Annotated in this window: 27 protein-coding genes and 1 pseudogene; 11 read left to right on the top strand and 17 right to left on the bottom strand. The window is 64.7% G+C overall.

The genetic code is table 11. From position 1 onward, the window contains the following. Nucleotides 1–58: 58 nt before the first annotated feature. The 5 genes from ygiD to MBENS4_RS19210 form a co-directional block, all read right to left on the bottom strand. Nucleotides 59–874 (bottom strand): 4,5-DOPA-extradiol-dioxygenase, encoded by an 816-nt coding sequence (ygiD, locus tag MBENS4_RS19230; protein WP_159108102.1) that lies wholly within the window; start codon nt 872–874, stop codon nt 59–61. Nucleotides 875–950: 76 nt separating this feature from the next. Beyond that, nucleotides 951–2,129, bottom strand: coding sequence for a vWA domain-containing protein (locus MBENS4_RS19225; RefSeq protein WP_039393776.1), 1,179 nt, complete (start codon nt 2,127–2,129; stop codon nt 951–953). Beyond that, the gene (locus tag MBENS4_RS19220; RefSeq protein ID WP_052322550.1) at nt 2,120–2,998 is read right to left on the bottom strand and encodes a DUF817 domain-containing protein; all 879 of its coding nucleotides are present in this window, start codon (nt 2,996–2,998) and stop codon (nt 2,120–2,122) included. Before MBENS4_RS19220 ends, MBENS4_RS19225 begins: the two co-directional genes overlap by 10 nt. 4 nt (nt 2,999–3,002) lie before the next feature. Further along, nucleotides 3,003–3,434: a GFA family protein gene (locus tag MBENS4_RS19215; RefSeq protein WP_039393773.1), complete on the bottom strand. Its 432-nt coding sequence runs from the start codon at nt 3,432–3,434 to the stop codon at nt 3,003–3,005. Next, nucleotides 3,431–4,276, bottom strand: coding sequence for an AAA family ATPase (locus MBENS4_RS19210; RefSeq protein WP_039393771.1), 846 nt, complete (start codon nt 4,274–4,276; stop codon nt 3,431–3,433). The genes MBENS4_RS19215 and MBENS4_RS19210 overlap by 4 nt, the downstream gene beginning before the upstream one ends. Before the next feature lie 175 nt (nt 4,277–4,451). On the opposite strand from MBENS4_RS19210, the gene MBENS4_RS19205 reads away from it, so the two are divergent. After that, nucleotides 4,452–5,177 (top strand): NYN domain-containing protein, encoded by a 726-nt coding sequence (locus tag MBENS4_RS19205; protein ID WP_039393770.1) that lies wholly within the window; start codon nt 4,452–4,454, stop codon nt 5,175–5,177. A gap of 9 nt (nt 5,178–5,186) precedes the next feature. Here the strand turns inward: MBENS4_RS19205 and MBENS4_RS19200 are convergent, their stop codons facing one another. From MBENS4_RS19200 to MBENS4_RS19185, 4 genes are all read right to left on the bottom strand, one after another. Continuing rightward, a complete protein-coding gene (locus tag MBENS4_RS19200) occupies nt 5,187–5,462 on the bottom strand; it encodes a hypothetical protein (protein WP_039393768.1) in 276 nt (91 codons plus the stop codon). 37 nt (nt 5,463–5,499) lie between these two features. Then, nucleotides 5,500–6,018, bottom strand: coding sequence for a hypothetical protein (locus MBENS4_RS19195; protein ID WP_144401004.1), 519 nt, complete (start codon nt 6,016–6,018; stop codon nt 5,500–5,502). 303 nt (nt 6,019–6,321) lie between these two features. Further along, nucleotides 6,322–8,334, bottom strand: coding sequence for a DNA topoisomerase IV subunit B (gene parE, locus MBENS4_RS19190; protein ID WP_039393764.1), 2,013 nt, complete (start codon nt 8,332–8,334; stop codon nt 6,322–6,324). 120 nt (nt 8,335–8,454) lie between these two features. After that, nucleotides 8,455–9,594 (bottom strand): penicillin-binding protein activator, encoded by a 1,140-nt coding sequence (locus MBENS4_RS19185; RefSeq protein WP_340140852.1) that lies wholly within the window; start codon nt 9,592–9,594, stop codon nt 8,455–8,457. Nucleotides 9,595–9,633: 39 nt separating this feature from the next. Here MBENS4_RS19185 and rsmI point away from each other — a divergent pair, with 39 nt between their 5' ends. Both rsmI and MBENS4_RS19175 read left to right on the top strand, forming a co-directional pair. After that, complete coding sequence (gene rsmI / locus MBENS4_RS19180) at nt 9,634–10,461, top strand: 16S rRNA (cytidine(1402)-2'-O)-methyltransferase (protein ID WP_039393763.1); 828 nt, start codon at nt 9,634–9,636, stop codon at nt 10,459–10,461. Beyond that, entirely contained in the window at nt 10,458–10,820 is a 363-nt protein-coding gene (locus MBENS4_RS19175; protein WP_039393761.1) for a YraN family protein, read from the top strand. The genes rsmI and MBENS4_RS19175 overlap by 4 nt, the downstream gene beginning before the upstream one ends. Before the next feature lie 35 nt (nt 10,821–10,855). Here the strand turns inward: MBENS4_RS19175 and MBENS4_RS19170 are convergent, their stop codons facing one another. Then, on the bottom strand, nt 10,856–11,065 hold the full coding sequence (locus MBENS4_RS19170) for a hypothetical protein (protein WP_039393759.1): 210 nt from the start codon (nt 11,063–11,065) through the stop codon (nt 10,856–10,858). Between the two features lie 109 nt (nt 11,066–11,174). Here MBENS4_RS19170 and gshB point away from each other — a divergent pair, with 109 nt between their 5' ends. Beyond that, the gene (gene gshB, locus MBENS4_RS19165) at nt 11,175–12,161 is read left to right on the top strand and encodes a glutathione synthase (protein WP_039393757.1); all 987 of its coding nucleotides are present in this window, start codon (nt 11,175–11,177) and stop codon (nt 12,159–12,161) included. Between the two features lie 52 nt (nt 12,162–12,213). Then, nucleotides 12,214–12,816, top strand: a complete 603-nt coding sequence (locus tag MBENS4_RS19160; RefSeq protein WP_039393755.1) for a DedA family protein — start codon at nt 12,214–12,216, stop codon at nt 12,814–12,816. On the opposite strand, the gene MBENS4_RS19155 is transcribed toward MBENS4_RS19160, so the two are convergent. The 4 genes and pseudogenes from MBENS4_RS19155 to rph all read right to left on the bottom strand — a co-directional run bounded on the left by MBENS4_RS19155 (nt 12,813) and on the right by rph (nt 16,257). Continuing rightward, the gene (locus MBENS4_RS19155; protein ID WP_039393754.1) at nt 12,813–13,727 is read right to left on the bottom strand and encodes a tyrosine recombinase XerC; all 915 of its coding nucleotides are present in this window, start codon (nt 13,725–13,727) and stop codon (nt 12,813–12,815) included. The two genes, MBENS4_RS19160 and MBENS4_RS19155, sit on opposite strands and share 4 nt — an antisense overlap. Beyond that, the gene (gene hemW / locus MBENS4_RS19150) at nt 13,724–14,875 is read right to left on the bottom strand and encodes a radical SAM family heme chaperone HemW (protein WP_039393752.1); all 1,152 of its coding nucleotides are present in this window, start codon (nt 14,873–14,875) and stop codon (nt 13,724–13,726) included. The genes MBENS4_RS19155 and hemW overlap by 4 nt, the downstream gene beginning before the upstream one ends. 12 nt (nt 14,876–14,887) lie before the next feature. Then, nucleotides 14,888–15,516: pseudogene (rdgB, locus tag MBENS4_RS19145) on the bottom strand (RdgB/HAM1 family non-canonical purine NTP pyrophosphatase). 24 nt (nt 15,517–15,540) lie between these two features. Continuing rightward, nucleotides 15,541–16,257, bottom strand: coding sequence for a ribonuclease PH (gene rph / locus MBENS4_RS19140; protein ID WP_039393750.1), 717 nt, complete (start codon nt 16,255–16,257; stop codon nt 15,541–15,543). Between the two features lie 84 nt (nt 16,258–16,341). On the opposite strand from rph, the gene hrcA reads away from it, so the two are divergent. From hrcA to MBENS4_RS19125, 3 genes are all read left to right on the top strand, one after another. Then, nucleotides 16,342–17,385 (top strand): heat-inducible transcriptional repressor HrcA, encoded by a 1,044-nt coding sequence (gene hrcA, locus MBENS4_RS19135; protein ID WP_039393748.1) that lies wholly within the window; start codon nt 16,342–16,344, stop codon nt 17,383–17,385. A 17-nt stretch (nt 17,386–17,402) separates the two neighbouring features. Continuing rightward, nucleotides 17,403–17,981, top strand: a complete 579-nt coding sequence (gene grpE, locus MBENS4_RS19130) for a nucleotide exchange factor GrpE (protein WP_039393746.1) — start codon at nt 17,403–17,405, stop codon at nt 17,979–17,981. A 178-nt stretch (nt 17,982–18,159) separates the two neighbouring features. Then, nucleotides 18,160–18,465 carry a YMGG-like glycine zipper-containing protein gene (locus MBENS4_RS19125; protein ID WP_144401003.1) on the top strand — a complete coding sequence of 102 codons (306 nt, stop codon included), beginning with the start codon at nt 18,160–18,162 and terminating at the stop codon, nt 18,463–18,465. Between the two features lie 28 nt (nt 18,466–18,493). On the opposite strand, the gene MBENS4_RS19120 is transcribed toward MBENS4_RS19125, so the two are convergent. Next, entirely contained in the window at nt 18,494–18,961 is a 468-nt protein-coding gene (locus MBENS4_RS19120; protein WP_242405019.1) for a vgr related protein, read from the bottom strand. Between the two features lie 26 nt (nt 18,962–18,987). Beyond that, a complete protein-coding gene (locus MBENS4_RS19115) occupies nt 18,988–19,551 on the bottom strand; it encodes a copper chaperone PCu(A)C (protein ID WP_039393742.1) in 564 nt (187 codons plus the stop codon). Between the two features lie 193 nt (nt 19,552–19,744). Here MBENS4_RS19115 and dnaK point away from each other — a divergent pair, with 193 nt between their 5' ends. Beyond that, nucleotides 19,745–21,658 carry a molecular chaperone DnaK gene (gene dnaK / locus MBENS4_RS19110; RefSeq protein ID WP_039393740.1) on the top strand — a complete coding sequence of 638 codons (1,914 nt, stop codon included), beginning with the start codon at nt 19,745–19,747 and terminating at the stop codon, nt 21,656–21,658. Nucleotides 21,659–21,740: 82 nt separating this feature from the next. Next, complete coding sequence (dnaJ, locus tag MBENS4_RS19105) at nt 21,741–22,889, top strand: molecular chaperone DnaJ (protein ID WP_039393738.1); 1,149 nt, start codon at nt 21,741–21,743, stop codon at nt 22,887–22,889. 14 nt (nt 22,890–22,903) lie between these two features. On the opposite strand, the gene MBENS4_RS19100 is transcribed toward dnaJ, so the two are convergent. After that, complete coding sequence (locus MBENS4_RS19100) at nt 22,904–25,222, bottom strand: patatin-like protein (RefSeq protein ID WP_039393736.1); 2,319 nt, start codon at nt 25,220–25,222, stop codon at nt 22,904–22,906. A 71-nt stretch (nt 25,223–25,293) separates the two neighbouring features. On the opposite strand from MBENS4_RS19100, the gene radA reads away from it, so the two are divergent. Next, nucleotides 25,294–26,679, top strand: coding sequence for a DNA repair protein RadA (gene radA, locus MBENS4_RS19095; protein WP_039393734.1), 1,386 nt, complete (start codon nt 25,294–25,296; stop codon nt 26,677–26,679). Nucleotides 26,680–26,690: the final 11 nt, after the last annotated feature.

Genomic DNA, 26,690 nt, shown 5'->3' with positions numbered 1-26,690 from the left:
ACGCCCTAGGCCCTAGCGTGACTGGGCGCGATCGGCCCAGCCCGCTAGGGCTGGGCGATCAGGCGACGGCGGGCGCAGCTACCTCGTTCAGGACACTCGGGTTACCGAGCATGTACGAGGTCATCGAAAGCGCGCCGTCGATGCTGTCGTTGAACACGCCGACTTCGTCCTCGGGCAGCCTTGCACCGACCGCATAGAGCAGCGGCAGGTAATGCTCGCCCGAGTTGATCGCGTTCGCTGCGGCCTGGTCGTCGCGGGCGAACTGCGTCAGCGCGGCGTGGTCGTTCGCGATCACGGCGGCGTTGATGCGCTCCTGGAAGGCGGTCGCCCAGTCGGGCTTTGTACCATGCGTCGCGTGGTAGAGGCGCAGGTTGTGGACGACATTGCCACTGCCCACGATCATCACGCCTTCGCGGCGCAGGGGAGCCAGACGGCGTGCGAGTTCCAGGTGCTGTTCGGGCGAGAGTGAATGGTTCACGCTCATCGCAAGGACGGGAATGTCGGCCGCGGGGAAGAGCGGGCGCAGGACGCCCCAGACGCCATGGTCGAAGCCCCAGCTGGCGTCCCCGCGCACGGGGATGTCGCCTGCCAGTTCAAGTACTTTGTCATGCAGCTCGGCCGCGAGTGGCGCGGGATACTGCATATCGTAAAGTTCCTGAGGAAATCCACGGAAGTCATGGATTGTACGGGGAAATTCACCTTCAGAAATGCGCGTTGTTCCCTGGCTCTCCCAGTGCGCCGTGATCGTCAGGATGGCCTTGGGACGTTCGAGCAGGGGACCCAGCGCTTCAAGAAAGCGACGTTCCGGGTTGTCGGTGATCATGGTCATGGGCGAACCGTGACCGATGAAGAAGGCAGGCTGTGCGTGTGTCATGGCGCCAAGATGGTCCCAGTCGCGCCTGCGATCAATCCAGCGCTCTTGCATACCCCCTATGAGCTTTTGCGCAGGCTCATTTCTTGCGGGTGAGGGTGCGCATGGCCTCGTCGAGCCCGCCCAGCGTCAGCGGAAACATCGCGCCGCCCACCAGTTCGCGCAGCATCTGGGTCGAGGGCGTGTAGCCCCATTGGCGCTCGGGCACCGGGTTGAGCCAGACGGTGGCTGGATAGGTCTGAACAACCCGGCGCATCCAGGTCGAGCCGGGCTCCTCGTTCATGTGCTCGACAGATCCCCCCGGATAGCTGACCTCGTAAGGGCTCATCGCGGCATCGCCCACGAAGATCACCTTGTAGTCGTGCCCGTACTTATGGAGGATATCCCAGGTCGGAATGCGCTGCGACCAGCGCCGGCGATTGTCCTTCCACACGCCTTCGTAGAGGCAGTTGTGGAAGTAGAAGAACTCCATGTTCTTGAATTCGCTGGTGGCCGCGCTGAAGAGGTCCTCCATCATCTCGATGAAGGGATCCATCGACCCGCCCACGTCGAGGAAGAGCAGAACCTTGACCGCGTTGTGGCGCTCCGGGCGCATGCGGATATCGAGCCAGCCCTGCCTGGCCGTGCCCCGGATCGTGGCGTCGAGATCAAGTTCCTCGGCCGCGCCTTCGCGGGCAAAGCGGCGCAGGCGGCGCAGTGCGACCTTCATCGTGCGCGTGCCCAGTTCCTTGGTGCTGTCGAGGTTGGCGAACTCGCGCTTTTCCCAGACCTTGATCGCGCGCTTGTGCTGGCTGGTGCCGCCGATCCGCACGCCTTCGGGATTGTAGCCCGAGTGCCCGAAGGGCGAGGTGCCCCCTGTCCCGATCCACTTGCTGCCGCCCTGGTGGCGCTCCTTCTGCTCCTCCAGGCGCTTCTTGAGCGTCTCCATGATCTCGTCCCAGTCGTCCAGCGATTGGACGCGCTCCATTTCCTCGGGGCTGAAATACCGCTCCGCAAGGCGCTTGAGCCACTCCTCCGGAATGTCGACCGGCTGCTGGCCGTAATCTGTAAAGATGCCCTTGAAGACTTTCTGGAAGACCTGGTCGAAGCGATCGATAAGCCCTTCATCCTTCACGAAAGTCGCACGGCTCAGATAGTAGAATGCCTCAGGCGTCTGCTCGATAACCTCGCGCTCGAGCGCTTCGAGGAGGACGAGATGTTCCTTGAGGGACGCGGAAATTCCGGCCGCGCGCAGCTCGTCGATGAAGTTCAGGAACACGAAGCAAGGCTCCCCTTTGCCGGAGGGACCGTGCGCGGGCGGGTGCGATGCACCGCCGCGACGAGGACGAAGGAAATATACATGAGGAGATACCACGCGCCGAGTTTGGATGGGTGGACCAGTGCCCAGCCATCGCGCTGATCGGGATAGATCCAGGCGCGCGAGAAGGTTGCAAGATTCTCGGCGAACCAGATGAACAGCGCCACCAGCAACCAGCCCAGAAGAAGCGGCATCCATCGCTCGGCGCGCCAGGGGCGAAACCATATGCGGGTCCGGGCGAAGAGCAGAGCGAGCGCTGCGAATAGCGCAAGGCGCAGGTCGGGTAGCCAGTGGTGCGCGAAGAAATTGATGTAGATGGCCACGGCCAGCGCGGCGCTGAGTGCGCGGGAGGGGTAGGCGGTGAAGCGAAAGTCGAAGATGCGCCAGACCCGCGCGATATAGCTCCCGACAGCCGCATACATGAAACCCGAAAAGAGCGGGACACCGGCTATGCGCAGAACGCTGGGTTCGGGGTAGACCCATGAGCCGGCGGCTGTCTTGAACAGTTCCATTACTGTCCCGACAACGTGGAAGGCGAGGATGACCTTGGCCTCGTCCCAGGTCTCAAGGCGCAGCACGAGAAGGGCGATCTGAATAGCCAGCGCCGACAGGGTCAGGAAATCGTAACGGGCCAAGCCCGCGTCTGCAGGATAGAGCAGGTGTGTAGCCACAAGGAGCGCCAGGAGCAGCCCGCCGAACAGGCAGGCCCACGCCTGCTTGAAACCAAACAGCAGGAATTCGTAGGCCCAAGCCAACGGACCAAGCGGTGCGAAGGCTTCCAGTCGCGCGCGGATCGCTGCGAAACGGGTATGGGAAGAGGGCGCGTCCATCCGTTCAGGCGGATTTTGCCGCCGGCCCTGGAGGCTGGGCGGACCAGTGCTCGACCTTGGGATCGAAATAGGCCCAGTCAGGTGCCTCGCTCGTCCAGATGATGGCGTTGACCTTGAGGTCCTGGGCGTCGTCCAGTGCGCCAAGGCGCACCACCTGTGCGCCTTCTCGGCTCGGATTGCGGCCAAAGAGCTGGCTTCCGCAGGTGGGGCAGAAACCGTGCTCGACCGTGTTGCCGCTCGCCGCCGTGTATCCACGCCAGGTGACGGTGCCGTCGACTGTCATACCTTCCGTGCGAAAGAGGCCGTTGCAGGTGGCGTTGCCTGCCGCGGCCTTCTGGCACTGGCGGCACCAGCACTGGCGCACCCAAAGCGGTTCACTCGCAATCGTCAGCGTGACCTCGCCGCAGTTGCACGAGCCATGATAGGGCGCGTTCATTCGCCGCGCCGCGCCATGAAGGCGAGCCTCTCGAACAGCATCACGTCCTGCTCGTTCTTGAGAAGTGCACCGTGCAGGGGCGGGATGGCCTTGCCCTTGTCCTGCGACTGCAGGACGTCCAGAGGCATGTCCTCGTTCATCAGGAGCTTGAGCCAGTCGAGCAATTCGCTGGTCGAGGGCTTCTTCTTGAGGCCGGGGACCTCGCGCAGTTCATAGAAGATCTCCATCGCCCGGCGCACGAGGATCTTCTGGATGTCGGGGAAGTGCACGTCGATGATGGCTTCCATCGTCTCGCGCTCGGGAAACTTGATGTAGTGGAAGAAGCAGCGGCGCAGGAAGGCGTCGGGCAGGTCCTTCTCGTTGTTCGAGGTGATGACGACGATCGGGCGCTCCCGCGCGGCCACGTGCTCACCCGTCTCGTAGACATCGAAGGCCATGCGGTCGAGTTCGGCCAGAAGGTCGTTGGGAAATTCGATGTCGGCCTTGTCGATCTCGTCGATGAGGAGGACCGGCAGGCGCTCGCTGGTGAAAGCCTCCCACAGCTTGCCCTTGCGGATGTAGTTGGCGATGTCGTGGACCCGCTCGTCACCCAGTTGTCCATCGCGCAGCCGCGCCACGGCGTCATACTCATAGAGGCCCTGATGGGCCTTGGTCGTGGATTTCACGTTCCAGGTGATGAGCGGGGCATCGAGCGCTGCCGCGATCTGTTCGGCCAGAACCGTCTTGCCGGTGCCCGGCTCGCCCTTCACCAGAAGGGGCCGGCGCAGGAGCACCGCGGCATTGACCGCGACCTTGAGGTCATCCGTCGCGACGTAATTGCTCGTACCTTCAAAACGCTGCATCGGCTGCCCTCAATTCCCTTGCCTGGATTTCGTGCGGACAGTTTGTGAGTTGCACAAGGGCTTGGCAAGAGGGGGAGCCGAGAGCGGCGCGCGTGCAACCCGAGGCGCTTCGAGGTATTGTGAACAAAAGAAAAGCAGGCTTTGGAAGAGGCCGTAAAACGAATGAGGAACACGCGTGGCCCATCGCCCCAATAGCCGCAGCCGCAATATCGCCCTCCTGATCGATGGCGATAACGCATCGCCGTCGACGCTGGAGAGCGCGCTCACGATCCTGGGTGACCTTGGAACCGTGAACATCCGGCGCATCTACGGCAACTGGAGCAAGCCGGGGCTCAAGGGCTGGTCCGAACTCGTCCATCGCTATGCACTCGAACCCCAGCAGCAATTCGATGTGACCAAGGGCAAGAACGCCACGGACATGAAGATGACCATCGATGCGATGGACCTGCTCTATGGGGGGCATGTCGACGGGTTCGGGCTCATGACCAGCGACAGCGATTTCATGCCGCTTGCCATTCGCATCCGGCAGAACGGCACGCCGGTCTATGGCTTTGGGACGGACCGCACGCCCGAGGCGTTCCGCGAGGCCTGCACGCGCTTCATCGACCTCGGCGCCTTGAATGCAGAGCAGGATGCCAAGGCTTCGGATCCCGAACTTGCCGTCGCCAAGCCGCAGGTCGAAGATGCTCTGGTCGAATTGCTCGGCGATGCGTGGAAGGCCAGCAAGCGCGACGATGAAGGCTTTGCGAGCCTGTCCGAAGTCGGCCAGCGGGCGGCCAACCGGTCCAGCTTCGACGCGCGCAGTTACGGCTTCTCACGCCTGTCCGAACTGGTGCAGAGCCTGCCGCAGTTCGCCATCGAACAGCGCGCGAACGGGGTCTTCGTCAAGCGCATGCGTTGATAGCCGGCTTCAGGGCTTCTTTCCGGGATCATCCCTGGGCTTTCGCAGCGCCTTGCGGAAAGCCCAGAAGGCGGCAAGGAGAGCGGTGGCTCCCGTCAGCACGGCAGTAAGGACCTTGAACACCTCGGGCAGGTCGCGAAAGGTATCCATCGTCGCTTGCCATGCGGTCCGTTCGATGCGGACCTGCTCGATGTGCATTGTCGGTAGGAGCGCAAAGCGCGTCCCGTCCGCCGTCACACCCATCACGACGGTGCGCAAGGCGAGTTCCTGCGCGCCGTGCCGCATGGGCGTAACCGCCCATTCCCAGGTCGTTGCAGACCTGTCACTGACGGTTTGTTCGGCCGGGTTCATCGGCTCTATGCGAAACCCATCGCCCGTGAGTTCGGCGCGCATGATCCGCCCGACGATTGGGGGTGTACGTCTCGATAGTACCGGGTTGGCCTGCCAGTTCTTCCTGCGGCGTTCGGGGGCGCAGGGCCATTCCCTCCTCGGGCTCATCCGGCGGAGTTTCTGCAGGAAACCCGATCGACAGGCGGATGTTCACCGTCTCGTCCCGCATCAGTTCTTCGGGCACGTTGAAGGCAGCGGTGCCTTGCCGTGCCTGCTCCATGGCGCTGGTGAGGTCGGCGCAGTCTTCCAGCGTCATGCGCCGACCCGCCACGTCGCAAAAAGCCGTCTCGCCCGGATCGGCAGGAACCATCAAGGCTTCCTCGGGGACGTCACTCGCCATGGAACTGCTCGTCGCCCCATCCATCGCGGTTTGATTGCACGCGGACAGGGCGAGGGCCAGAGCCAGAGCCAGAGCCAGAGCAAGGCTCAGAATGTGTCGTGCAAACGCCATGAACACCTCCGACGCAACGGGGGCCAGATGGCAAGGATAGCACGTCACCAGGCAGGTCGCACCCACTCGGCGGCGGCCTAACAATCGTTTTCATGTTTCGTGGGCGGAGCACGAAGATCCGTCAAAGGGAGAAATGCAATTGGAAGGAAACTTCCGAGGGCCATCGCCCTCGGGCTCCCGAAACTGTCGAGCTCATCTTGCGCACGCTCCCTTGTGCGCGAGAGGCAGATTTGCAGACGAGGCGGGCAAGGCGCTAGTGTCCCTTGAAATTCGACAGTTTTCTGCCGTCGAGAGGCGCAAAAATCAGGCGTCGATCAGGTCGCGGTCGACGTCGCCTGCGCGGTTCTGGATGAACTGGAAGCGGTGCTCGGGATTGCGGCCCATGAGGCGGTCCACAAGGTCCTTGACCACGGCACGGTCCTCGTACTCGGCGGGCAGGGTGATGCGCACCAGCGAGCGGCTGGCCGGCGCCATGGTCGTCTCGCGAAGCTGCTGCGGGTTCATCTCGCCAAGGCCCTTGAAACGACCAACCTCGACCTTCTTGCCCTTGAAGACAGTGGATTCGAGTTCGGCGCGGTGCTCATCGTCGCGCGCGTAGGCCGACTTCGAACCATGGGTCAGGCGGTAGAGCGGTGGCTGGGCGAGATAAAGGTGCCCGCGTCGCACGATCTCGGGCATTTCCTGGAAGAAGAACGTCATCAGGAGGGTGGCGATGTGCGCGCCGTCCACGTCTGCGTCGGTCATGATGATGATGCGGTCGTAGCGCAGGTTGTCCGCATTGCAGTCCTTGCGCACGCCGCAGCCCATGGCGAGCATGAGATCGGCGATTTCCTGGTTGGCGCGGATCTTGTCGGCACTCGCGGAGGCGACGTTGAGGATCTTGCCGCGGATGGGCAGGATGGCCTGCGTCTTGCGGTCGCGCGCCTGCTTGGCCGAACCACCGGCGCTGTCACCTTCGACGATGAAGAGCTCGGTATCGCCATCGCCTTCGCCCGAACAGTCGGTCAGCTTGCCTGGCAAGCGCACCTTCTTGGCGTTGGTCGCGGTCTTGCGCTTGACCTCACGCTCCGCCTTGCGGCGCAGCCGTTCTTCCACGCGCTCCAGGATGGCGCCGAGCAGCGCCTTGCCGCGGTCGAGGTTGTGCGAGAGGAACAGGTCGAAGTGGTCGCGTACGGCGTTTTCGACCAGGCGGCTCGCCTCGGTGCTGGTGAGGCGGTCCTTGGTCTGGCTCTGGAACTGGGGATCGCGAATGAAGACCGAGAGCATGATCTCCGACCCGGTCACCACGTCGTCGGGCGTGATGTCCTTGGCCTTCTTCTTTTCGCCGATCAGTTCGGCAAAGGCGCGGATTCCCTTGGTGAGCGCGGCGCGCAGACCCTGTTCGTGGGTGCCGCCATCGGGCGTGGGGATGGTGTTGCAGTACCAGGAATAGGCGCCGTCCGAATAGAGCGGCCAGGCAATTGCCCATTCCACGCGGCCCTGTTCCTGCCCCGCATCGTTCTCCGGGAAGTCCTGCGAACCGGAAAAGAACTCGGCGGTGACGCACGAACGCCCCTTGATCTGTTCGGCCAGGTGATCGGCAAGACCGCCCGGGAACTGGAAGGTGGCTTCGGCGGGCACGTCTTCCGAGGCAAGTGCGGGCGCGCACTTCCAGCGGATTTCGACGCCGGCGAAGAGGTAGGCCTTGGACCGCACCAGTTTGAACAGGCGCGCAGGCTTGAACTTCAACTCGCCGAAGATCTCGGTGTCGGGAGTGAAGGTGACGGCGGTGCCGCGCCGGTTGGGCGCCGCGCCGATCTTCTGGATGGGCCCGAGTGTCTGGCCCCTGGAAAACTCCTGCGCGTAGAGTTCCTTATTGCGCGCGACCTCAACCCGGGTCTTGATCGACAGAGCGTTGACGACCGAGATGCCGACGCCATGCAGGCCGCCCGACGTGGCGTAGGCCTTGCCCGAGAACTTGCCGCCCGAGTGCAGCGTCGAGAGGATTACCTCCAGAGCGGACTTGCCGGGATACTTGGGATGTTCATCGACCGGGATACCGCGCCCGTTGTCGGTGATGGTGATCCGTCCGGCGGTGCCGGGTTCCTCTTCGAGAGTGACCTCGATGCGGTTGGCGTGGCCGGCGACTGCTTCGTCCATCGCGTTGTCGAGGACTTCGGCCGCGAGGTGATGCAAGGCACGTTCGTCGGTGCCGCCGATGTACATGCCGGGACGCCGGCGCACCGGCTCGAGCCCCTCCAGGACCTCGATCGCCGAGCCATCGTAGGTTTCACTGCTGCCCGCGCCGGGCATGTTCTCGAACAGGTTATCGGACATGCCCGGTGTATAGGGCCCGTTTTGTTCCGCAATCAAGCGGCCATCGCCGCTTTTTCCGCCATTGTGGCGCAAGTCGGCGAAACCGGCGGGTTTACTTGTCGAAGCGGGTCGGGGCGGGGCTTACGACACGGACCGAACCCGAGCTGACCTCGCGCACTTCCAGGGCGCGCTCGACGACACCGCCCTTGCCGAAGCGGAACGGCCCGTCGAGGCCGAGGAATCCGTCGGCTGAAACAAGGCTGGCGGTCGGGAACTTCGAACCCTGCTTCCAGTCCGTGCCACGCGCAGTGTCAGGAGCACCGCATCATAGCCCAGCGTCGCGATGCGATAGGGCTGTGCGCCGAAGCGGCTCTTGTAGCTGGAAGCAAACTGCGAGAAGCGCTGGTCGGAAACGGTCGCAAACCAGGCGCCCTGCAGCGCGGGGGTGGTGGCAAGGCGCTTTTCGCCGCCCCACAGTTCGGTGCCCAGAACACGGACCGAACCGGTGTCGTCGCCCGCCTTGAAGGTCGTGGCGGCCTGGGCCGAAAGGCTTCCGCTGTCGGCGATGAGGAGGGCGCCATAGCCCTTCTTGGACTGGATACGCTCGGCTGCGGCCCGGATCGAGGTGGGCGAGCGTTCGTAGGATTCCATGGCGATGACGGCGCCGCCGTTGGCGCGCACCGCCGACATGAGAGCCGAACTGGTGCGCTCGCCATAGTCGCCGCGCGGGATCAGTGCGGCGAAAGCCGAGATGCCCTTGGAGTGGGCGTACTCAACGGTGCGGGTGACCGACTGGCCGGGCAGGTTGCCCATGACGAAGACATTGTCCGAGGCCATCTTTTCATCGTTCGAGAACGAGATGAGCGGCACGCCCGCTGGCCGTGCCACATTGTTGACCGAGACGATATTGTCCGAAAGAAGCGGACCCAGAATCAGCTGGTTGCCATCGGACAGGGCGCGGCGCGTGGCGCCCGAGGGGTCGCTCGCGGTGTCGTAGGTCGTGATGCGCAGGTTCGAGGCGTTGGTGTCGAGGAGGGCCATGGTGGCCGCGTTCGCGATCGACTGGCCGACCTCGGCATTGGTCCCGCTCGTGGGGACCAGCAGAGCCACGCGGTGGTGCGCGGTATCGGTCGGAATCGTGCTTCGGGTAGGCTCGGGTTCGGGCGGGAGGTCGGGCGCCGTGGTCTTGGGAACGACGCTGCAGCCAGCGACCAGCGTCATCGCCGCCGCGGCAAGCAGGTTGCGCCGATTGGTGAAACTTTTCAGGCGCATGTCGAACATTGCTTGCCGCTCCCGTAGTGCTTGGGCATGAGTCCCGCGATGGAACATTCTTTAGATCCCGGCCTCTATATAGTGGCAACCCCGATTGGCAACCTTGGCGATATCACGATGCGTGCTGTCGACGTGCTGCGGGGCGTGGAGGCGGTTGCGTGCGAGGATACGCGCGTGACGGGCAAGTTGATGCACCACCTGGGCTTCAAGACCCGGCTCATCCGCTACGACGATCACGCGGGCGAGGGCGACCGCGAACGGTTGCTCGCGCTGATGGCCGAGCACCCCGTGGCGCTTGTCAGCGATGCAGGAACCCCGCTCATTTCCGATCCTGGCTATCGTCTCGTTCGCGAGGCGCGTGAGCGCGGCATCGCGGTAACGAGCCTTCCGGGGCCGAGTGCGGCGGTGGTCGGAATGACGCTGTCCGGCCTGCCGAACGACCGCTTTCTGTTCGCAGGGTTCCTGCCCAACAAGGCCAAGGCGCGCGAGGATGTGCTGGCCGAGCTGGGCGCGGTTCGCGCGACACTCATTTTCTATGAAACGGCACCACGCCTTGATGCGGCGCTGACGGCGATTGCGACACACCTGCCCGGACGCGAAGTTTCGGTCGCGCGCGAGTTGACCAAGAAGTTCGAGGATTGCCGGACCGGTCGGCCAGAAGATATCGCCGCGCACTATGCGGCCCATCCTCCCAAGGGTGAGATCGTGCTGATGATCGCACCGCCTTCCGACGCGCCGGACGAGGCGCTCGACGTCGATGCGCTGCTACGCTCCGAGCTTGAGGTGTCGAAGGCCTCGCAGGCCGCCGCCAAGGTGGCCAAGGCGACCGGACTGGATCGCAAGACGCTCTATGCGCGGGCCTTGGAACTGCGGTGAGCGCCCGCCGCGAGCAGGCGGAGCGCGATGGACGGCGCGGCGAAGCCTGGGCGGCCTGGTATCTGCGCCTGAAAGGATGGCGCGTGATCGCCCGCCGGGTGAAGACCCGGCGCGGTGAAATCGACCTGGTGGTGCGGCGCGGGCGGACCTTGTGCTTCGTCGAGGTCAAATGGCGCCGGAACAGGTTCGATCTCGATCATGCGATTGACGCCTGGCGGCTGCGGCGCGTGGCCGATGCGGTGACCCTGGTGGCAAGTCGATACGAAAAGCCCGGCGACAGTGTGCGGATCGATGTCCTGTTGCTGTCGCCGGGATGCTGGCCGCGCGTGATCGAGAATGCCTGGATGCCGGGATCCTGAAGGCAGCGGTCACGCGGGCTGGCGGGGGGCTCGTGTCAGAAGTGGGGCTTGGGCTCTTCGTGATGCTCGCCCTTTTCGCCTTCGTGATGACCTTCCTCGTGGTGGTCGCCCTTGTCGGCTTCCTCGTGGTGGCCCTCGTCCTTGTGGCCTTCTTCATGATGGTCGGGCTCGGCGGCCACGGCGAGAGGCGCAAGGCCCGAAACCGCGAAAAGGCTGGCGAGAAGGGTCAGGGTGGTCTTGTTCATGTGCTCCGAAACTCCCAAGAAGTCTGTTGCTTCGCAGCGATAACTACTCGCGTTGCCCCATGATTCGCTTTAAGCGGCCTCCCGGTAGGAACCCTCAGGACTCGATACTATGACCTTGCGCATTGCCGTACAGATGGACCCAATCGAAAGCGTCAACATCGCGGGCGACTCCTCGTTCGCACTGATGTTGAGCGCGCAGGCGCGCGGGCACGAGTTGTTCCACTATGACGTGCGTACGCTCGCTTACGACACCAATGAGGGCGCGGCCGGAAAACTCACCTGCTGGGGCGCGCCGATCACTGTGCAGCGTGTGGAGGGAGCCCACTATGTGCGCGGCGAATACCGCCTGATCGACCTCGTCAAGGACATCGACGTGGTACTGATGCGCCAGGACCCGCCTTTTGACCTGGGCTACATCACCGCCACGCACCTGCTCGAACGGCTCGAGGGCCAGACCCTCGTCGTCAATGACCCGGCTTCGGTGCGCAACGCGCCGGAAAAGGTCTTCGTGCTCGACTATGCGCGCTTCATGCCGCCGACCTTCATTGCGCGTCGTATCGAGGACGTGAAGCGCTTCCAGGCGCAGATGGTCGACAAGGGTCTGCCCGGCGACCTCGTCGTCAAACCGCTCCACGGCAATGGTGGCAAGGCGATCTTCCGCGTGCCCGAAGACGGCAGCAACCTTGGCGCGCTGGTCGAGATGTTCCAGAACGCCTGGGTCGAGCCGTTCATGGTCCAGCCTTTCCTTCCCGGCGTCGCCGAGGGCGACAAGCGCATTGTGCTGGTCGATGGTGAGGTCGCGGGCGCGATCAACCGCAAGCCGGGCGAGGGTGAGTTCCGCTCTAACCTGGCTGTCGGCGGTTCGGCCGAAGCCTGCACGCTCAGCTCGACCGAGGAAGAGATCTGCGCGGCGATGGGACCGGAACTCAAGGCGCGCGGCCTCGTTTTCGTGGGCATCGACGTGATCGGGGGCAAGTGGCTCACCGAGATCAATGTGACATCGCCCACGGGAATCGTGGCCATCGACAAGTTCAACGGCACCGACACCGGCGCCCGGATCTGGGATGCCATCGAAGCCCGCCACGCGGCGATGTAAACCCGCTTCGTGAACCCGCTTCTCGGGGGAGGGGCAGGACGGAGACCGCTTCGTGAGCGACCTCATCTACGACGTCATCCGTGAGGGTGGCTATTTCGGCGTCTTCGTGTTGATGGCGCTGGAAAATATCTTCCCGCCGATCCCCTCTGAACTGATCATGGGGCTTGGCGGCCTTGCCGTTGCGCGCGAGGACATGAGCTTCCTGCCCCTGCTCTGCTGGGCGACGGCAGGGGCAACCTTGGGCAACTACGTCCTCTTTCTGGGTGCGCACCGCATGGGCTATGAGCGGCTCCATCCGTTCATCGACCGCTGGGGGCGCTGGTTGACGCTGGACTGGAACGATATCGAACGCTCGAGCCGCTTCCTCAAGCGGCATGGGCACTGGGTCGTGCTTGGACTGCGGCTCCTGCCCATGTTCCGCACCGTCGTCTCGATCCCGGCGGGCCTTGCGCACATGGGCCACGTCCGCTTCCTGGCCTTTACCGCCATTGGTACCGGAGCCTGGAACGTGGTCCTCATCATCGGGGGGGCCTGGCTTGGCCGCACGCTCCAGCACGCCGAAGACTGGCTGAGCGGGAGCGCGCTCGCGCTCATCGCAGTGGCGCTGGTGTGGTACGTCTGGCGGATCGTTACCTGGCGGCGAGGGCGCTCCTAGCCTTCGTTCTCACGCGGGTGGGCGTTGCGGTAAACGTCCAGCAAAGTGGCGGCATCGACCTGTGTGTAGATCTGCGTCGAGCCGAGCGAGGCGTGGCCCAGCAATTCCTGCAGCGAGCGCAGGTCCGCGCCCGCGCCTAGAAGGTGCGTCGCAAAGCTGTGGCGCAAGGCGTGGGGCGTGGCCGTCTGCGGTAGACCCAGGACCGTGCGCGCACGCGCCATCGCCTTTTGCACCATGCCCTGCGAAAGCGCTCCGCCCTTGGCCCCGCGAAACAGCGCGGTGTCGGCGGATAGAGGCCAGGGACATTTGGCAAGATAGTCCTCGATGGCCGCGCGCACGATGGGAAGGATGGGCACGACCCGCTCCTTGTTGCCCTTGCCGAGCACGACAAGGCGGTCGCCGAGCGGCATCACGGAACCTGTCAGCGAAAGCGCTTCGGAGATGCGCAGGCCCGAACCATAGAGCAGGACGAGAACCGCGCGGTCGCGCGCGCCGATCCAGTCGTCCGAAGCCAGTTCATCGGCCATGGCGGCAAGGTTCACCGCCTCGTCGGGCGTGACGGGCCGGGGGATGCCTTTCTTCACGCGCGGGCCGCGTACCCGGGGCGGGGCGGCCATGGCGTCACCTGTCTGCTGGCGCGCGAAAGTCAGGAAGGCCTTGAGCGCGGAAAGCTCGCGCGCGGCCGAGGCGTTGCCGATGCCCCCGGCGCGGCGCGCGGCAAGATGACGGCGCAGGTCCTCGCTGGTGCACCGGGCAAGCTCGGCCCAGGTCACGCCTGCGGTAATGTCCTTGCCCAGGAAATCGAGCAGCCGCGCGGCAGTCGCGAGATAGGCGCGGGTCGTGTGGGCGCTGCGGCGACGGGCCTGGGCAAGGTGGTTTCCCCAGGCCTCGAGCACATCGGCGCGGGTCACACCGCCACCAGGTCTTCGGGAACGATCTCGGCGAGGAGCCCGTCGAGGAGCGGCATGCCCGCCTCTGTCACGCCCATCCGGCTGCCGTCCTGCCACACGAGCCCCTGCCGTTCGTAGAACGTGGCCTTGTCGGCATGGCACAAGGCGCTGGCCGGAAGGCCGAAACGCTGGGCGAGATGGGCAAGGTCGATCCCTTCGCGCAGGCGCAGGCCCATCAACATGGCTTCGGAGGCCTGTTCGGGCACCGCAAGGGCGCGCTCCTCGACGATGCCATGGTCGGAGCTGGCAAAGGCGTTGAGCCAGTTTTCCGGCTTGCGATGGCGGACCGTCGCGGCGTTCGCGCGCCGGCCGTGCGCGCCGGGGCCGATCCCGCAATAATCTTCATACCGCCAATAGGTGAGGTTGTGGCGACTTTCCTCGCCCGGGCGGGCGTGGTTGCTGATCTCGTAAGCGGGAAGGCCTGCCGCTGCCGTACGCTCCCGCGTAAGGGCGAACATGTCGGCGCAGGCGTCTTCGTCCAGCGGCGTGAAATCGCCCTTGCGGACCATCGTCTCGAACTTCGTGCCCGGCTCGATGGTGAGCTGGTAGAGCGAGAGGTGCCCGGTGCCAAAGCCAAGTGCACGTGCCAACTCAGCGTCCCACTGCTCCAGGGACTGCCCGGGGCGCGCATAGATCAGATCGAAGCTCACGCGCGCGAACCGGGCCTGCGCGACTTCGAGTGCCTTCAAGCCCTCCGAAACATCGTGAAGGCGCCCGAGGAAGCGCAAGGTTTCGTTGTCGAGAGCCTGGAGGCCGAGCGACACCCGGTTGATCCCGCAACTGGCAAGCGCGGCGTAGTTCGCCGCCTCGATCGAGGAGGGGTTGCCCTCCAGCGTGATCTCGATGTCCGGGGCAAAGCCCCAGAGATCCTGCGCCTCGCGCAGCAGCCGCTCGACAAGGGCAGGGGGCATCAGCGAGGGCGTGCCGCCGCCAAAGAAGATCGAATGGAGCGGCTCGCGACCGGCAAGGGCATGTTCGTGGCGCATGTCGGCCAGCATCGCGGCTTCCATCGCGCCATTGTCGACGCGGTCGCGGACATGGCTGTTGAAGTCGCAATAGGGGCACTTTGCGAGGCAGAACGGCCAGTGGATGTAGAGTGCGCGCGCCATGATCGGCCCAGCTTAGCTGCCGAACTGCTCCGCGACCAGCTTGGCAAAGGCATCGGCGCGGTGGCTCATCGCCTGCTTGTCGGCCGGTTCCATCTCGGCGAAGGTCACGGTCTTGCCCTCGGGCACGAACACCGGGTCATAGCCGAAGCCGACACGGCCGCGCGGAGGCCAGGAGAAGGTGCCATTGACGCGGCCTTCGTAGACCACTTCCTCGCCATCGGGCCAGGCAATCGCGAGCGTGCAGGAGAACCAGCACGAGCGGTCGGCATCAGGGCCCTTTTCGGCGAGCAGGCCCTCGACCTTGCCCATCGCCATGAACCAGTCGCGCCCCGGTTCGCCTTCAAACCATTGCCGTTCGGCCCAGTCTGCGGTGTAGACGCCGGGACGTCCATCGAGCGCGGTGACCGAGAGGCCGCTGTCATCCGAAAGCGCGGGCAGCTGCGCGGCCTTGGCGGCCGCGTGCGCTTGATGAGCGCGTTCTCGGCAAAGGTCGTGCCGGTCTCTTCCGGCTCAGGCAGGCCAAGCTGGCCCGCCGAGACGCATTCAAGGCCATAGGGCGCGAGGAGGGCGCCGATTTCCTTCAGCTTGCCCGCATTGTGCGTGGCAATGACGAGCTTTCCGCCCTGGAGCTTGCGGGTCATGGGATCCCTCCTCGTGCCTCTAGTTTACTTGCCGACGGCCTTGGCCTGCGCGGCGAAGATCTGGTCGCAGCCGATCTTGGCGAGGCGCAGCAGGCGTAGGAGGCCTTCCTCGTCATACGTCGCGCCTTCGGCGGTGGCCTGAACCTCGGCGATCTTGCCGCCTTCGATCAGGACGAAGTTGGCATCGGCATCGGCCGAGCTGTCCTCGATGTAGTCCAGATCCAGCACCGGGGTGCCCTCGCAGATGCCGCAGGAGATTGCAGCGACGCGGCCCTCGATGGGGTCCTCCTTGATCTTGCCTTCGGCCATCAGCTTGTCGACGGCAAGGCGCAGCGCCACCCAGGCACCCGAGATCGAGGCGGTGCGGGTGCCGCCGTCGGCCTGAAGCACGTCGCAGTCGAGCACGATCTGACGCTCACCCAGCTTCTTCATGTCCACGACGGCGCGCAAGGAGCGGCCGATCAGGCGCTGGATTTCCTGCGTGCGGCCCGACTGCTTGCCCTTGGCGGCTTCGCGGCTGCCACGGGTGTGCGTGGCGCGCGGCAGCATCGAATATTCGCCCGTGACCCAGCCTTCACCCTTGCCGCGCAGGAACGGCGGGACCTTTTCCTCGACCGAAGCGGTGACCAGCACGCGGGTATCGCCGAAGGAAATCAGCACGGAGCCCTCGGCGTGCTTGGTGAAACCGGTCTGGATGTCGATGGTGCGCATCTCATCGGATGCACGGCCGGAAGGACGCATGGATTTGCCTTTCTCTATTTTCGAGCCGCCCCTACGCGCATTGGGCTTGAGGCTGCAAGAGCAGAGGCTAAATTGTCACGCATCATGCCCACACCGCCCATCACCGAACTGACCACCCGCGCCCGCGAGATCTTCCGCCTTGTCGTGGAGGGCTATCTCGATACCGGAACCCCGGTCGGCTCCAAGGCTCTGGCCGGGGCAGGGGGCGTCAACCTCTCGCCCGCCTCGATCCGCTCGGTCCTTGCAGACCTTGAATCGCTGGGGCTGCTGGCCGCCCCGCACACGAGCGCGGGACGCCTGCCGACCGAGGCGGGCCTGCGGCTGTTCGTCGATGGCATCATGCAGATGGCCGAGCCCAGCATCGAGGAGCGCCAGGCGATCGAGCGCGGGCTTTCGGCGCCTGGGCCCATCGAGGCGGCGCTGGAGGCCACCAGCTCGCTTCTCTCCAACCTGACGTCGAGTGCAGGCCTGGTGATGGTTCCGCGCCGTGAGCCGCGCCTCAGCCACTTGCAACTCGTGCCGCTGGCGCCGGGCCGGGCGCTGGTGGTGGTTGTAGGAGACGACGGTGCGGTCGAGAACCGCGTTGTGGACCTTCCCGATGATCTGACGCAGGGCAGCCTGGAGCAGGCCTCCAACTTCATCAGCGCGCATCTGAAGGGACGTACTTTCGGGGAGGCGACACGGCTGATGCAGGCCGAGATCACCTCGGGGAAGGCGGAACTGGATGCGGCGAGCCGCGAACTGGTCGAGCGCGGCATCGCGGTGTGGAGCGAGGACGCGCTGGAGCGTCCGGTTCTGATCGTGCGCGGGCAGGCAAACCTCCTCGACGAAAGCACGCTTTCGGACCTGGAGCGTGTCCGCTCGCTCCTCGATGACCTTGAAAACAAGCAGTCGGTTGCCGAACTGCTGGAAAGTGCGCGTGAAGCGCGCTCGACCCGCATCTTCATCGGCTCGGAAAATCGCCTCTTTGCGCTTTCCGGGTCCTCGGTGATCGCTTCGCCCTATCGTGATCGCGATGGCAAGGTGGTCGGCGTGGTGGGGGTTATCGGTCCGACGCGGTTGAATTACGCGCGGGTCGTCCCCATGGTGGACTTCACTGCCCGAAGTCTGGGCAAGCTTATCGGATAGCTGGAACCATAGAAGACATGACTGACGACAAGACTCAGCCGCCGGTTGACCAGGAAGTGGCCAAGGAACTGGACGGCGTGCCCGAAGAGATGCTCGACAACAGCGAAGCGAACGGTGACGGCGTGGAAGACGAACTTGCCAAGTTGCGTGAAGAGCTGGAAACGGTGAAGCAGGAAGCGCTCTACGCGCGTGCCGAGACGCAGAACGTGCGTCGCCGTCTGGAGAAGGACATCGCGGACGCCCGCAACTACTCCGCCACCAGCTTCGCGCGTGAGATCCTCTCGGTCTCCGACAACCTCGCCCGTGCGCTTTCGGCCATTCCCGCCGACCAGCGCGAGAACGAGAAGATGAAGAACATCGTCACCGGTATCGAGGCGACCAACCGCGAGATCGACAAGGTGTTCACCAACCACGGCATCACCCGCATCGCGGCAATGGGCCTCCCGCTTGACCCCAACCAGCACCAGGCGATGATCGAGGTTCCCTCGGCCGACGCCGAGCCGGGTACGGTCGTGCAGGAACTCCAGGCTGGATACATGATCAAGGATCGTCTCCTGCGTCCGGCCATGGTGGCCGTAGCCAAGAAGCCGGACTGATCGAGGGCATCCTCGCAGGCCGCTTCGGCAGCTTGAAATACGCAAAGGCGCAGGCGGGCAGGGGCTCGTCGGCGCCTTTGCTGTTTGATGGGAGCGGGGGCGCGGGACAAAAAGTCAGGAACTCTTGCACGCAGGTCTCGTTGAAATTGGAAACAGGCAATTTCAAGGAGATCTCAGTATGCGGGCGTACAGCAAGCTCATTCTGCCGGTAATGGCAGCGGGCGCATTCACGATGGCGGGTTGCGCCAGCAACTACACCGGCGAAGGAGCTGCTGCGGGCGGCGCGGTGGGCGCGGGCATCGGCGCTCTTGCGGGCGGCGATGTCGGCACGGGCGCGGCCATTGGTGCAGCCGCTGGCGCCGCGGCGGGCTCGCAGGTCGACAAGGACCTGGTTGCTATCGCCGTGATCGTTCGGGTGACCGATACTGGGACGACGATTGCTGATCGAGCCTGTTCGGGCAGGGGGATGAAAAGGGCGTGGTGACAAGGCGGTCACCGCGCCCTTTTTCGTATCAGGCGGGCTGGAATGGCAGGATCGCCCGGTAGGAGGCAAGAGGCGGAGCCCCGGCCAGCACCACGCCGCGTTGAAGCAGGAACGCGTGCCGCACGATCTCGGCCTGCTGCTCAAGTCCATAGCGCTCGAGCGTCCAGCCCGGTCTCAAGGAATAGTGATAGCGACAGAAGGGATGGCGCCGGGTCGGCAGTAACAGGCGCCCGCGCGTCTGCGCCTGCCAGACATGGGTCATCTCGTGGATGAACAAGCCTTCCAGGGCGAGGTCACCGCAGGCGAAATCATCGCGGTAGATCTCGCAGGCCGGATGGAAGTGGATATGCCCGCACGGCGCCATGACCGTTGAGCGGGGCTGCAGCGGAAACCACTTCGTACGCTTGATCCGCACCTCGTCATAGGAAATCGCCTCGCCGAAGATACTCCGGGCAAGCGCGACTTCCCCGCGGGTCAGGGTGCGCGCCCCGCCCACAGGGCAGGTCAGGGACGAGGGTGGGCTCAGTGCTCCATCCCGCCCATGGCGTCATGGTCCATCGCGTCGTGATCCATGCCTGCATCGGCGTGCATGCCTGCGCCCATCTTCTCGATGACCAGCGGCATGGAAAGCTTGTCGCCGCCCTTGAACGTGATGGTCATCTCGGTCGTGCCGCCGCTCTTCAGGCTGTCGTCGAGATCGAAGGCCATGACGTGCAGGCCGCCGGGCGCGAACTCCACGCTCTTGCCTGCGTCGACAGCGACCCGTTCAACCGCGCGCATCTGTCCCCCTTCGGTCTTGTGCATCTCGGCGCTGTCGGCCCCCGCGATATGGATCGCGGCGAGCGCGACGGGTTCATCGCTGGCGTTGGTGAAGGTGAAATAGACCGCCGCGGGACGATCCGCGACGACGGGCAGGATCATCCGACCGGCCTTGGCGCTGGTGCCGGGTTTGGCGTCGGGGCCCAGTGCTTCGGCAGGCGCAGAGGCGGAGCCTTGCGCTTCGGGTTCTGCCGACTGCTGGCATCCCGCAAGTGCGAGAAGGCCCAGCGACAGGGCGGAAAAGGCGGCGTTTTTGCGAGTGAACATGCGAAACCGGTCCTTGCGGGAAGCTCTGATGGCGTGGATTGCGCTAATGCCATCGCAATGGTCTTGTTCCAACAAAAACCGCACCTATATCCCGCTTCGACGATTGAACGTCACCGAGCTGCACAAGCCGCCTTGCCTCAAGCCAGGGAGGCGATCCGTGCGGTGTCAACCACTGACGTGAGGAATGGGGATAATGGGTAAAGTAATTGGTATCGACCTTGGCACCACCAACAGCTGCGTTGCGGTCATGGACGGTGGCAAGCCGAAGGTAATTGAAAACTCCGAGGGCGCGCGTACGACGCCGTCCATCGTCGCCTTCACCAAGGACGGCGAACGCCTGATCGGACAGCCGGCCAAGCGCCAGGCGGTCACGAACGGCGACAATACGATTTTCGCGGTGAAGCGCCTTATCGGCCGCCGCTTCGACGATCCGGTGACCAAGAAGGACACCGAGCTCGTCCCGTACACCATCGTCAAGGGCAAGAACGGCGACGCCTGGGTTCAGGCTGGTGGCGAAGATTACAGCCCGTCGCAGGTTTCCGCCTTCACGCTCCAGAAGATGAAGGAAACCGCCGAGAGCTATCTTGGCGAGACCGTGACGCAGGCCGTGATCACCGTGCCCGCCTACTTCAACGACGCGCAGCGCCAGGCGACCAAGGACGCCGGCCAGATCGCAGGTCTTGAAGTGCTGCGCATCATCAACGAGCCGACCGCGGCTGCGCTCGCCTATGGTCTCGACAAGAACGATGGCAAGACCATTGCCGTCTACGACCTTGGCGGCGGTACCTTCGACGTCTCGATCCTCGAGATCGGCGATGGCGTGTTCGAGGTGAAGTCGACCAACGGCGACACGTTCCTGGGCGGTGAAGACTTCGACACCAAGCTCGTCGAATGGCTGGCCGACAAGTTCAAGGCCAAGGAGAACATGGATCTCCGCACCGACAAGCTGGCCCTGCAGCGCCTGAAGGAAGCGGCCGAGAAGGCCAAGATCGAGCTGTCCTCGACGGCTTCGACCGAAGTCAACCTGCCCTTCATCACCGCGCGCATGGAAGGCGGCGCGACGACCCCGCTTCACCTCGTCGAGACGGTCACCCGTTCGGACCTGGAAAAGATGGTCGCCGACCTCATCAAGCGCACGCTCGAGCCCTGCAAGAAGGCGCTCGCCGATGCCGGCGTTTCGGCTTCGGAAATCGATGACGTCGTTCTCGTGGGCGGCATGACCCGCATGCCCAAGGTCCGCGAAGTCGTGAAGGACTTCTTCGGCAAGGACCCGCACACCGGCGTGAACCCGGACGAAGTGGTTGCCATGGGCGCTGCGATCCAGGCCGGCGTGCTTCAGGGCGACGTCAAGGACGTGCTGCTGCTCGACGTGACCCCGCTGTCGCTGGGCATCGAGACGCTGGGCGGCATCATGACCAAGATGATCGACCGCAACACGACGATCCCGACCAAGAAGAGCCAGGTCTACTCGACCGCCGAGGACAACCAGCAGGCGGTGACGATCCGCGTGTTCCAGGGCGAGCGCGAGATGGCGCAGGACAACAAGCTGCTCGGCCAGTTCGACCTCGTCGGCATTCCGCCGGCACGTCGCGGCGTCCCGCAGATCGAGGTGACCTTCGACATCGACGCCAACGGCATCGTGAACGTGTCCGCCAAGGACAAGGGCACGGGCAAGGAACAGCAGATCCGCATCCAGGCCTCGGGCGGTCTCTCGGACGCCGACATCGACCAGATGGTCAAGGACGCCGAGAAGTTCGCAGACGAGGACAAGAAGCGTCGTGAATCGGCTGAAGCCAGGAACAACGGCGAAAGCCTCGTTCACGCGACCGAGCAGCAGCTCTCCGAGAACGGCGACAAGATCGACGCCGGTCTGAAGGAAGAAGTCGAAGCCGCGATTGCCGCAGCCAAGACCGCTCTGGAAAGCGACGATGCTGCCGAGATCACGGCCAAGACCGAAGCGCTGACCCAGGTTGCCATGAAGATGGGCCAGGCGATCTACGAGAAGGAACAGGCCGCTGGCGGTGCCGAGGGTGGCGAAGCCCCCAAGGCGGACGATGACGTGGTCGATGCCGAATTCTCGGAAGTCGACGAAAACAACAAGGGCTGACAGTCCGGATGAAACTGTGAAGGCGTCATCGGTGTGATCCGCACCGGTGGCGCCTTGCAGCATCGAAGGAGGTGAGACCACAGTGTCAGCAACCGAAATCGACTATTACGAACTTCTCGAAGTCTCGCGCGATGCCGACGACAAGACGATCAAGTCGGCCTACCGCCGGATGGCGATGCGCTTTCACCCGGACAAGAACCCGGGCGATGCCGAGGCCGAGTCCCGCTTCAAGCAGTGCAGCGAAGCTTATGATGTCCTGAAGGACCCGCAGAAGCGCGCAGCCTACGATCGTTTCGGCCACGCTGCGTTCCAGCAGGGCATGGGCGGTGGCGGCGGCCACGGCGGCGGCATGGGCGCCGAATTCGGCGACATCGGCGATATCTTCGAATCCATTTTCGGCAGTGCCTTTGGTGGCGGTGCCGGAGGTGGGCGTCAGCAGGCGCGCCGGGGCGCGGATCTTCCCTTCGACATGGAGATTTCGCTCGAGGACGCGTTCAAGGGCCGCAAGACCGAGATCACCATCGAGGTGTCGCAGCCGTGCGAACCCTGCGAGGGTTCGGGCGCGGAGCCGGGCACCGGCAAGCGTGGCTGTTCGATGTGCAACGGGCACGGCAAGGTTCGTGCGCAGCAGGGCTTCTTCATCGTCGAGCGAACCTGCCCGACGTGCCATGGCCGCGGCGAAGTCATCGAGAAACCGTGCCGGGCCTGTGGCGGCGAAGGCCGCGTCGACAAGCCCCAGACGATCGAGGTGGACGTGCCCCCCGGCGTCGACAACGGCACGCGCATCCGCCTTGCCGGCAAGGGTGAAGCCGGGCCATTCGGGGCGCCTCCGGGTGACCTCTATATCTTCCTGCACGTCAAGCGCCACAAGGTGTTCGAGCGGGAGGGCACGACGCTGCTCACGCGCGTTCCGATCACCTTCACGACGGCGGCGCTGGGCGGCTCGATCGAAATCCCGGGCATCGACGGCGAGATGATCGCGCTCGACATTCCCGCCGGGATCCAGTCGGGCAAGCAGCTGCGCAAGCGCGGCGCGGGCATGCCCGTACTGCAGGGCCGTGGCCGCGGCGATCTCGTCATCGAGATCACCGTGGAGACCCCGACCAAGCTGAGCGCGCGCCAGAAGGAAATCCTGCGCGAATTGCAGGAAACCGAGACGGGCGACGAATGTCCCCAGTCCAAGGGCTTCTTCGACCGCATCAAGGATGCCTGGAGCGACCTCACCGACTGAGGTCGCCCCACGGCCTACAGCCGCGCGAGGACCTCGTTGCGGATCTGATCGACAAGGGAGGGATCGGCCTGAAGCCGGTCCCTTTCTTCGTCGAGGATGGCCAGAAACGCCTCGCGCCGGATCGTGTCGATCTCGCTGCGGCCCAGCGCATGGTCTCTGGGAAGCGCCGAGGCGATGAGGTCGATCATGCGCTCTGCACCGTGAAGCCTTCCCCACAGATAGTCGTTCTCACGATAGGCGCGGCTGAAGAAGGCACCGAATGTGTAGAATTCGGTCCCGCGCAAGGGCGAGGGTGAACCTTCGGGCCGGATCGCGGTACAGTCCTCGGGCGAGATGCGATCGACCTGCACCGGATCGAACTCGTTCAGACCTTCGCCGCGCAGCATGGGCAGGGTCGCGGCGTCGTAGAAGGGAAAGCCCAGGTACGCGAGAAGCATGCGCCGACGCAGCGCGCGCGGCATTCGTGAGAGCGCCTCGGCCAGGATGGCGTCCACCTTCTCATCGATGTCGTGGAGCGACCAGCACCGTCCCAGATCGGCAAGGACCGCCTCGGGATCAGCGAGGATCTGCGCAGCCTTCTGCGCAAAGTCGCTATCCTGCGCAGTGCGGTTGCCTGCCTCCTGGTAGAGATTGAGCGCGCTGTAGATGGCCTCGCGGGCCTGGTCGCGGTCCACCTCGCGCACGCCCTCGTCCTGCGCGCTTTCCTGCGTGACACGCCGTTCCAGAAAACGCAGGCGGCGGGTGCGGTAGGCGAGGTCGAACTTGCGGAAGAAAGCGATCAGGCGCGGCGAATTGCCATCGCGCAGGGCCTCGCGCCGGTCGAGGCCGGTTTCGGCAAGATAGCGTGCCAGGTGCTTGGCCACGCGCCGTAGCGTAACGTGCTCGGCGCCGGGCGCACTTTCGACGATGCGATCGGCCATCTTTTCGAGGACACCGGTCAGCTTGACCTGCGCGTAGCTGTGGTAGGCAAATCCCGATTGCTCCTGCGCGGCCTTGTGCGCCTTGCTGCGCCAGCTGGCGAGGCGTGCCGGGGTGGGGCGGTCGAGGAAGAGGGTGTGCCCGAACAGGCGCTCGACCGTCTCCTCGATCTCGGGGCGCAGGGCCTCGATGATTTCACGCAGCATTGCTGTCTCGCGCGAATCGAGCTGGATCGCCTCCAGGTTGTCGCGGATGGGCTGCTCGCGCGGGATCGAGGACAGCGAACCGAAGATCACGGGGAAGAAGCCGGGCGGCGTGTTCTCGCGCCGTGCCGCTTCGCCGAAGGCATCGGGGGTGGGTTCGATATAGACAACCCGGCGATCCACTTCGCGCGCAGCCGGGCGCGTGCGCAGGACGCTCATGGCATCGCGGAAGGGGGCGTTGACGAGCACCGAGCCATCAATCAGCGCGACATTGGCGAGATCGCCGCGGCGGGTGTGCTCGGGCATGATCCGGGCCAGGAAGGTCTCGCGCTCCTCCCATTCGATCTCGCGCTCACGAGCAAGCTCATCGATTTCGGCAAGCTGAAGAGGGGGAAAGGCGCCCGGGAAGCTGGAGGTGGCCCTTGCCGCGAAAACGAGTTCGGGAATGGGCGCCAGGGGCATGCCGCGATGCACCGGCGTACGGGCGTGAAAGTCGATGGTGAGGCGATGCTCGCTCTCCAGGACTAGCGGGGGCGAATGCAGCTTGAGCGCTTCGAGGTGCCCCTTGAAGTCGGTCGCCGTCACGAACAGGTCGAGCGGGTGACCGCTTGGCAGGAGCGGAGCGCCGCCCGGCGCGCGCGCCATGGCTTCCAACGCCGAGGCGAGCGTATTGGAGAGCCCTTCGCCCGAGAACGGCGCCTCGAACCAGCGCGAGCGGATCAGGCGCGAGAGCTTCTCGCGCACCTCGGTGCGGGTTTCGGGCGCGACGCTGGAGGCGATGGCGCCGTCCGGGCGCTTCAGGAGGAAGGCGACGAGCGGCTGTGCCCAGAACTTGGTGGCGGCCGAAAGCGGGCGGGCATCGGGGTGGAGCAGGCGGTCGATGTCCGCGCATTCCAGCCACAGGTTGGTCAGCGGTTCGAGCGACTGGCCCGAATGGATTGCCTGGGCCAGGAACACGCTGTTGATGCCACCTGCGCTTGCCCCGGCGATGACGTCGGCCATGACCCGCAATTTGAGGCCGCTGGCATCCTCGATCCGTTCGAGCAACCGGCGGTAGACCGCGCCTGTGCCCAGATCGGCCGGATCGTCCGACCAGAACGAACGGCTTGCCCGCAAGGCATGCCAAAGCTCCTTGGTAACCCCGTGCATGTAGACCGCGAGGCTGACCCCTCCATAGCAAACGAGCGCAATTCGCAGTTCTTTCTGGCGCATGGGCTTAGGGTGGACCCGATGCGTGGGAAAGGCAATTGCGTTCTCGCTCCGTTCCGGTTACGCCCGGAGCCATGGCAAAGCCCAAACGTAGATACGCCTGCCAGGCCTGTGGCGCCGTCGCGACACGTTGGCAGGGACAATGCGCCGATTGCGGCGAATGGAACACCCTGGTCGAGGAGGCGCCGCAGACGGTGTTCTCCTCCAAGCACGACCTGTCCTCGGGCGGGCGGCCGATCGTGTTCACCCCGCTCGACGCGCCGGGCGAACTTCCGGTGCGCCGCGCCAGCGGACTTGCCGAGTTCGACCGTGCGCTGGGCGGAGGTCTCGTCCCCGGCTCGGCGATCCTGATGGGGGGCGATCCGGGCATCGGCAAGTCGACCCTGCTGCTCCAGGTCTCGGCGCACATTGCAACTTCGGGCGGCAGCGCGGTCTATGTCAGCGGCGAGGAAGCGGCAGGTCAGGTGCGCCTTCGTGCCGAGCGTCTGGGGCTCTCCAAGGCGCCGATCCTCATGGCCTCGGCGACATCCGTACGCGATATCCTGACGACGCTGGGCAACATGGACACGCCCTCGCTGCTCGTCATCGATTCGATCCAGACCATGCATTCCGACCAGATCGAGGGTGCGCCGGGGACGGTCAGCCAGGTGCGTGGCTGCGCGTTCGAGTTGATCCGCTACGCCAAGGAAAACGGGGTGACGCTGATCCTTGTTGGGCACGTCACCAAGGACGGCAACATCGCGGGCCCGCGCGTGCTCGAGCACATGGTCGATGTGGTGATGAGCTTCGAGGGCGAGCGCAGCCACCAGTACCGCATCCTGCGCAGCCTCAAGAACCGCTTTGGGCCGGTCGACGAGATCGGCGTCTTCGCAATGGAAGGTGCAGGGCTTGCCGAGGTCGGCAACCCTTCCATGCTGTTCCTGTCCGGCCGGGAAGAGCCGATGGCGGGCAGCGCGGTCTTCCCTGCGATGGAGGGCACACGGCCGGTCCTGATCGAGATCCAGGCGCTCATCGTGCGGCTCCAGAGCGGGGCGACGCCGCGCCGCGCCGTCGTGGGCTGGGACAACGGGCGCATGGCCATGCTGCTGGCGGTACTGGAAGCGCGCTGCGGGCTCAATTTCTCCAGTGCGGAAGTCTATCTCAACGTTGCAGGTGGCTACCGCCTATCGGATCCGGCCGCCGATCTGGCTGTGGCCGCTGCCCTTGTCTCCGCGCTTGGCGACAAGCCGCTGTCGAGCAACGCGGTGTGGTTTGGAGAGGTCTCGCTCGCCGGCGAAATCCGGCCCGTGGCCCATTCAGCGATCCGACAGCGCGAATCGGCGAAGCTGGGATTTGCCAAGGCCTTCGGCCCGTCCTCGGCGGCCGAGCAGGATTCGGGCGGAGAGGGTGGCAAGGGGCTGACCTTCACCGGACTTGGCATGTTGCCCAATCTCGTTGACCGCATCCTGAGCGATGCCTAGGAAACTGATCC

Source organism: Novosphingobium sp. MBES04, from assembly GCF_000813185.1.
GTDB lineage: Bacteria > Pseudomonadota > Alphaproteobacteria > Sphingomonadales > Sphingomonadaceae > Novosphingobium > Novosphingobium decolorationis.
This window is presented reverse-complemented; position numbering and strand designations above follow the sequence as displayed.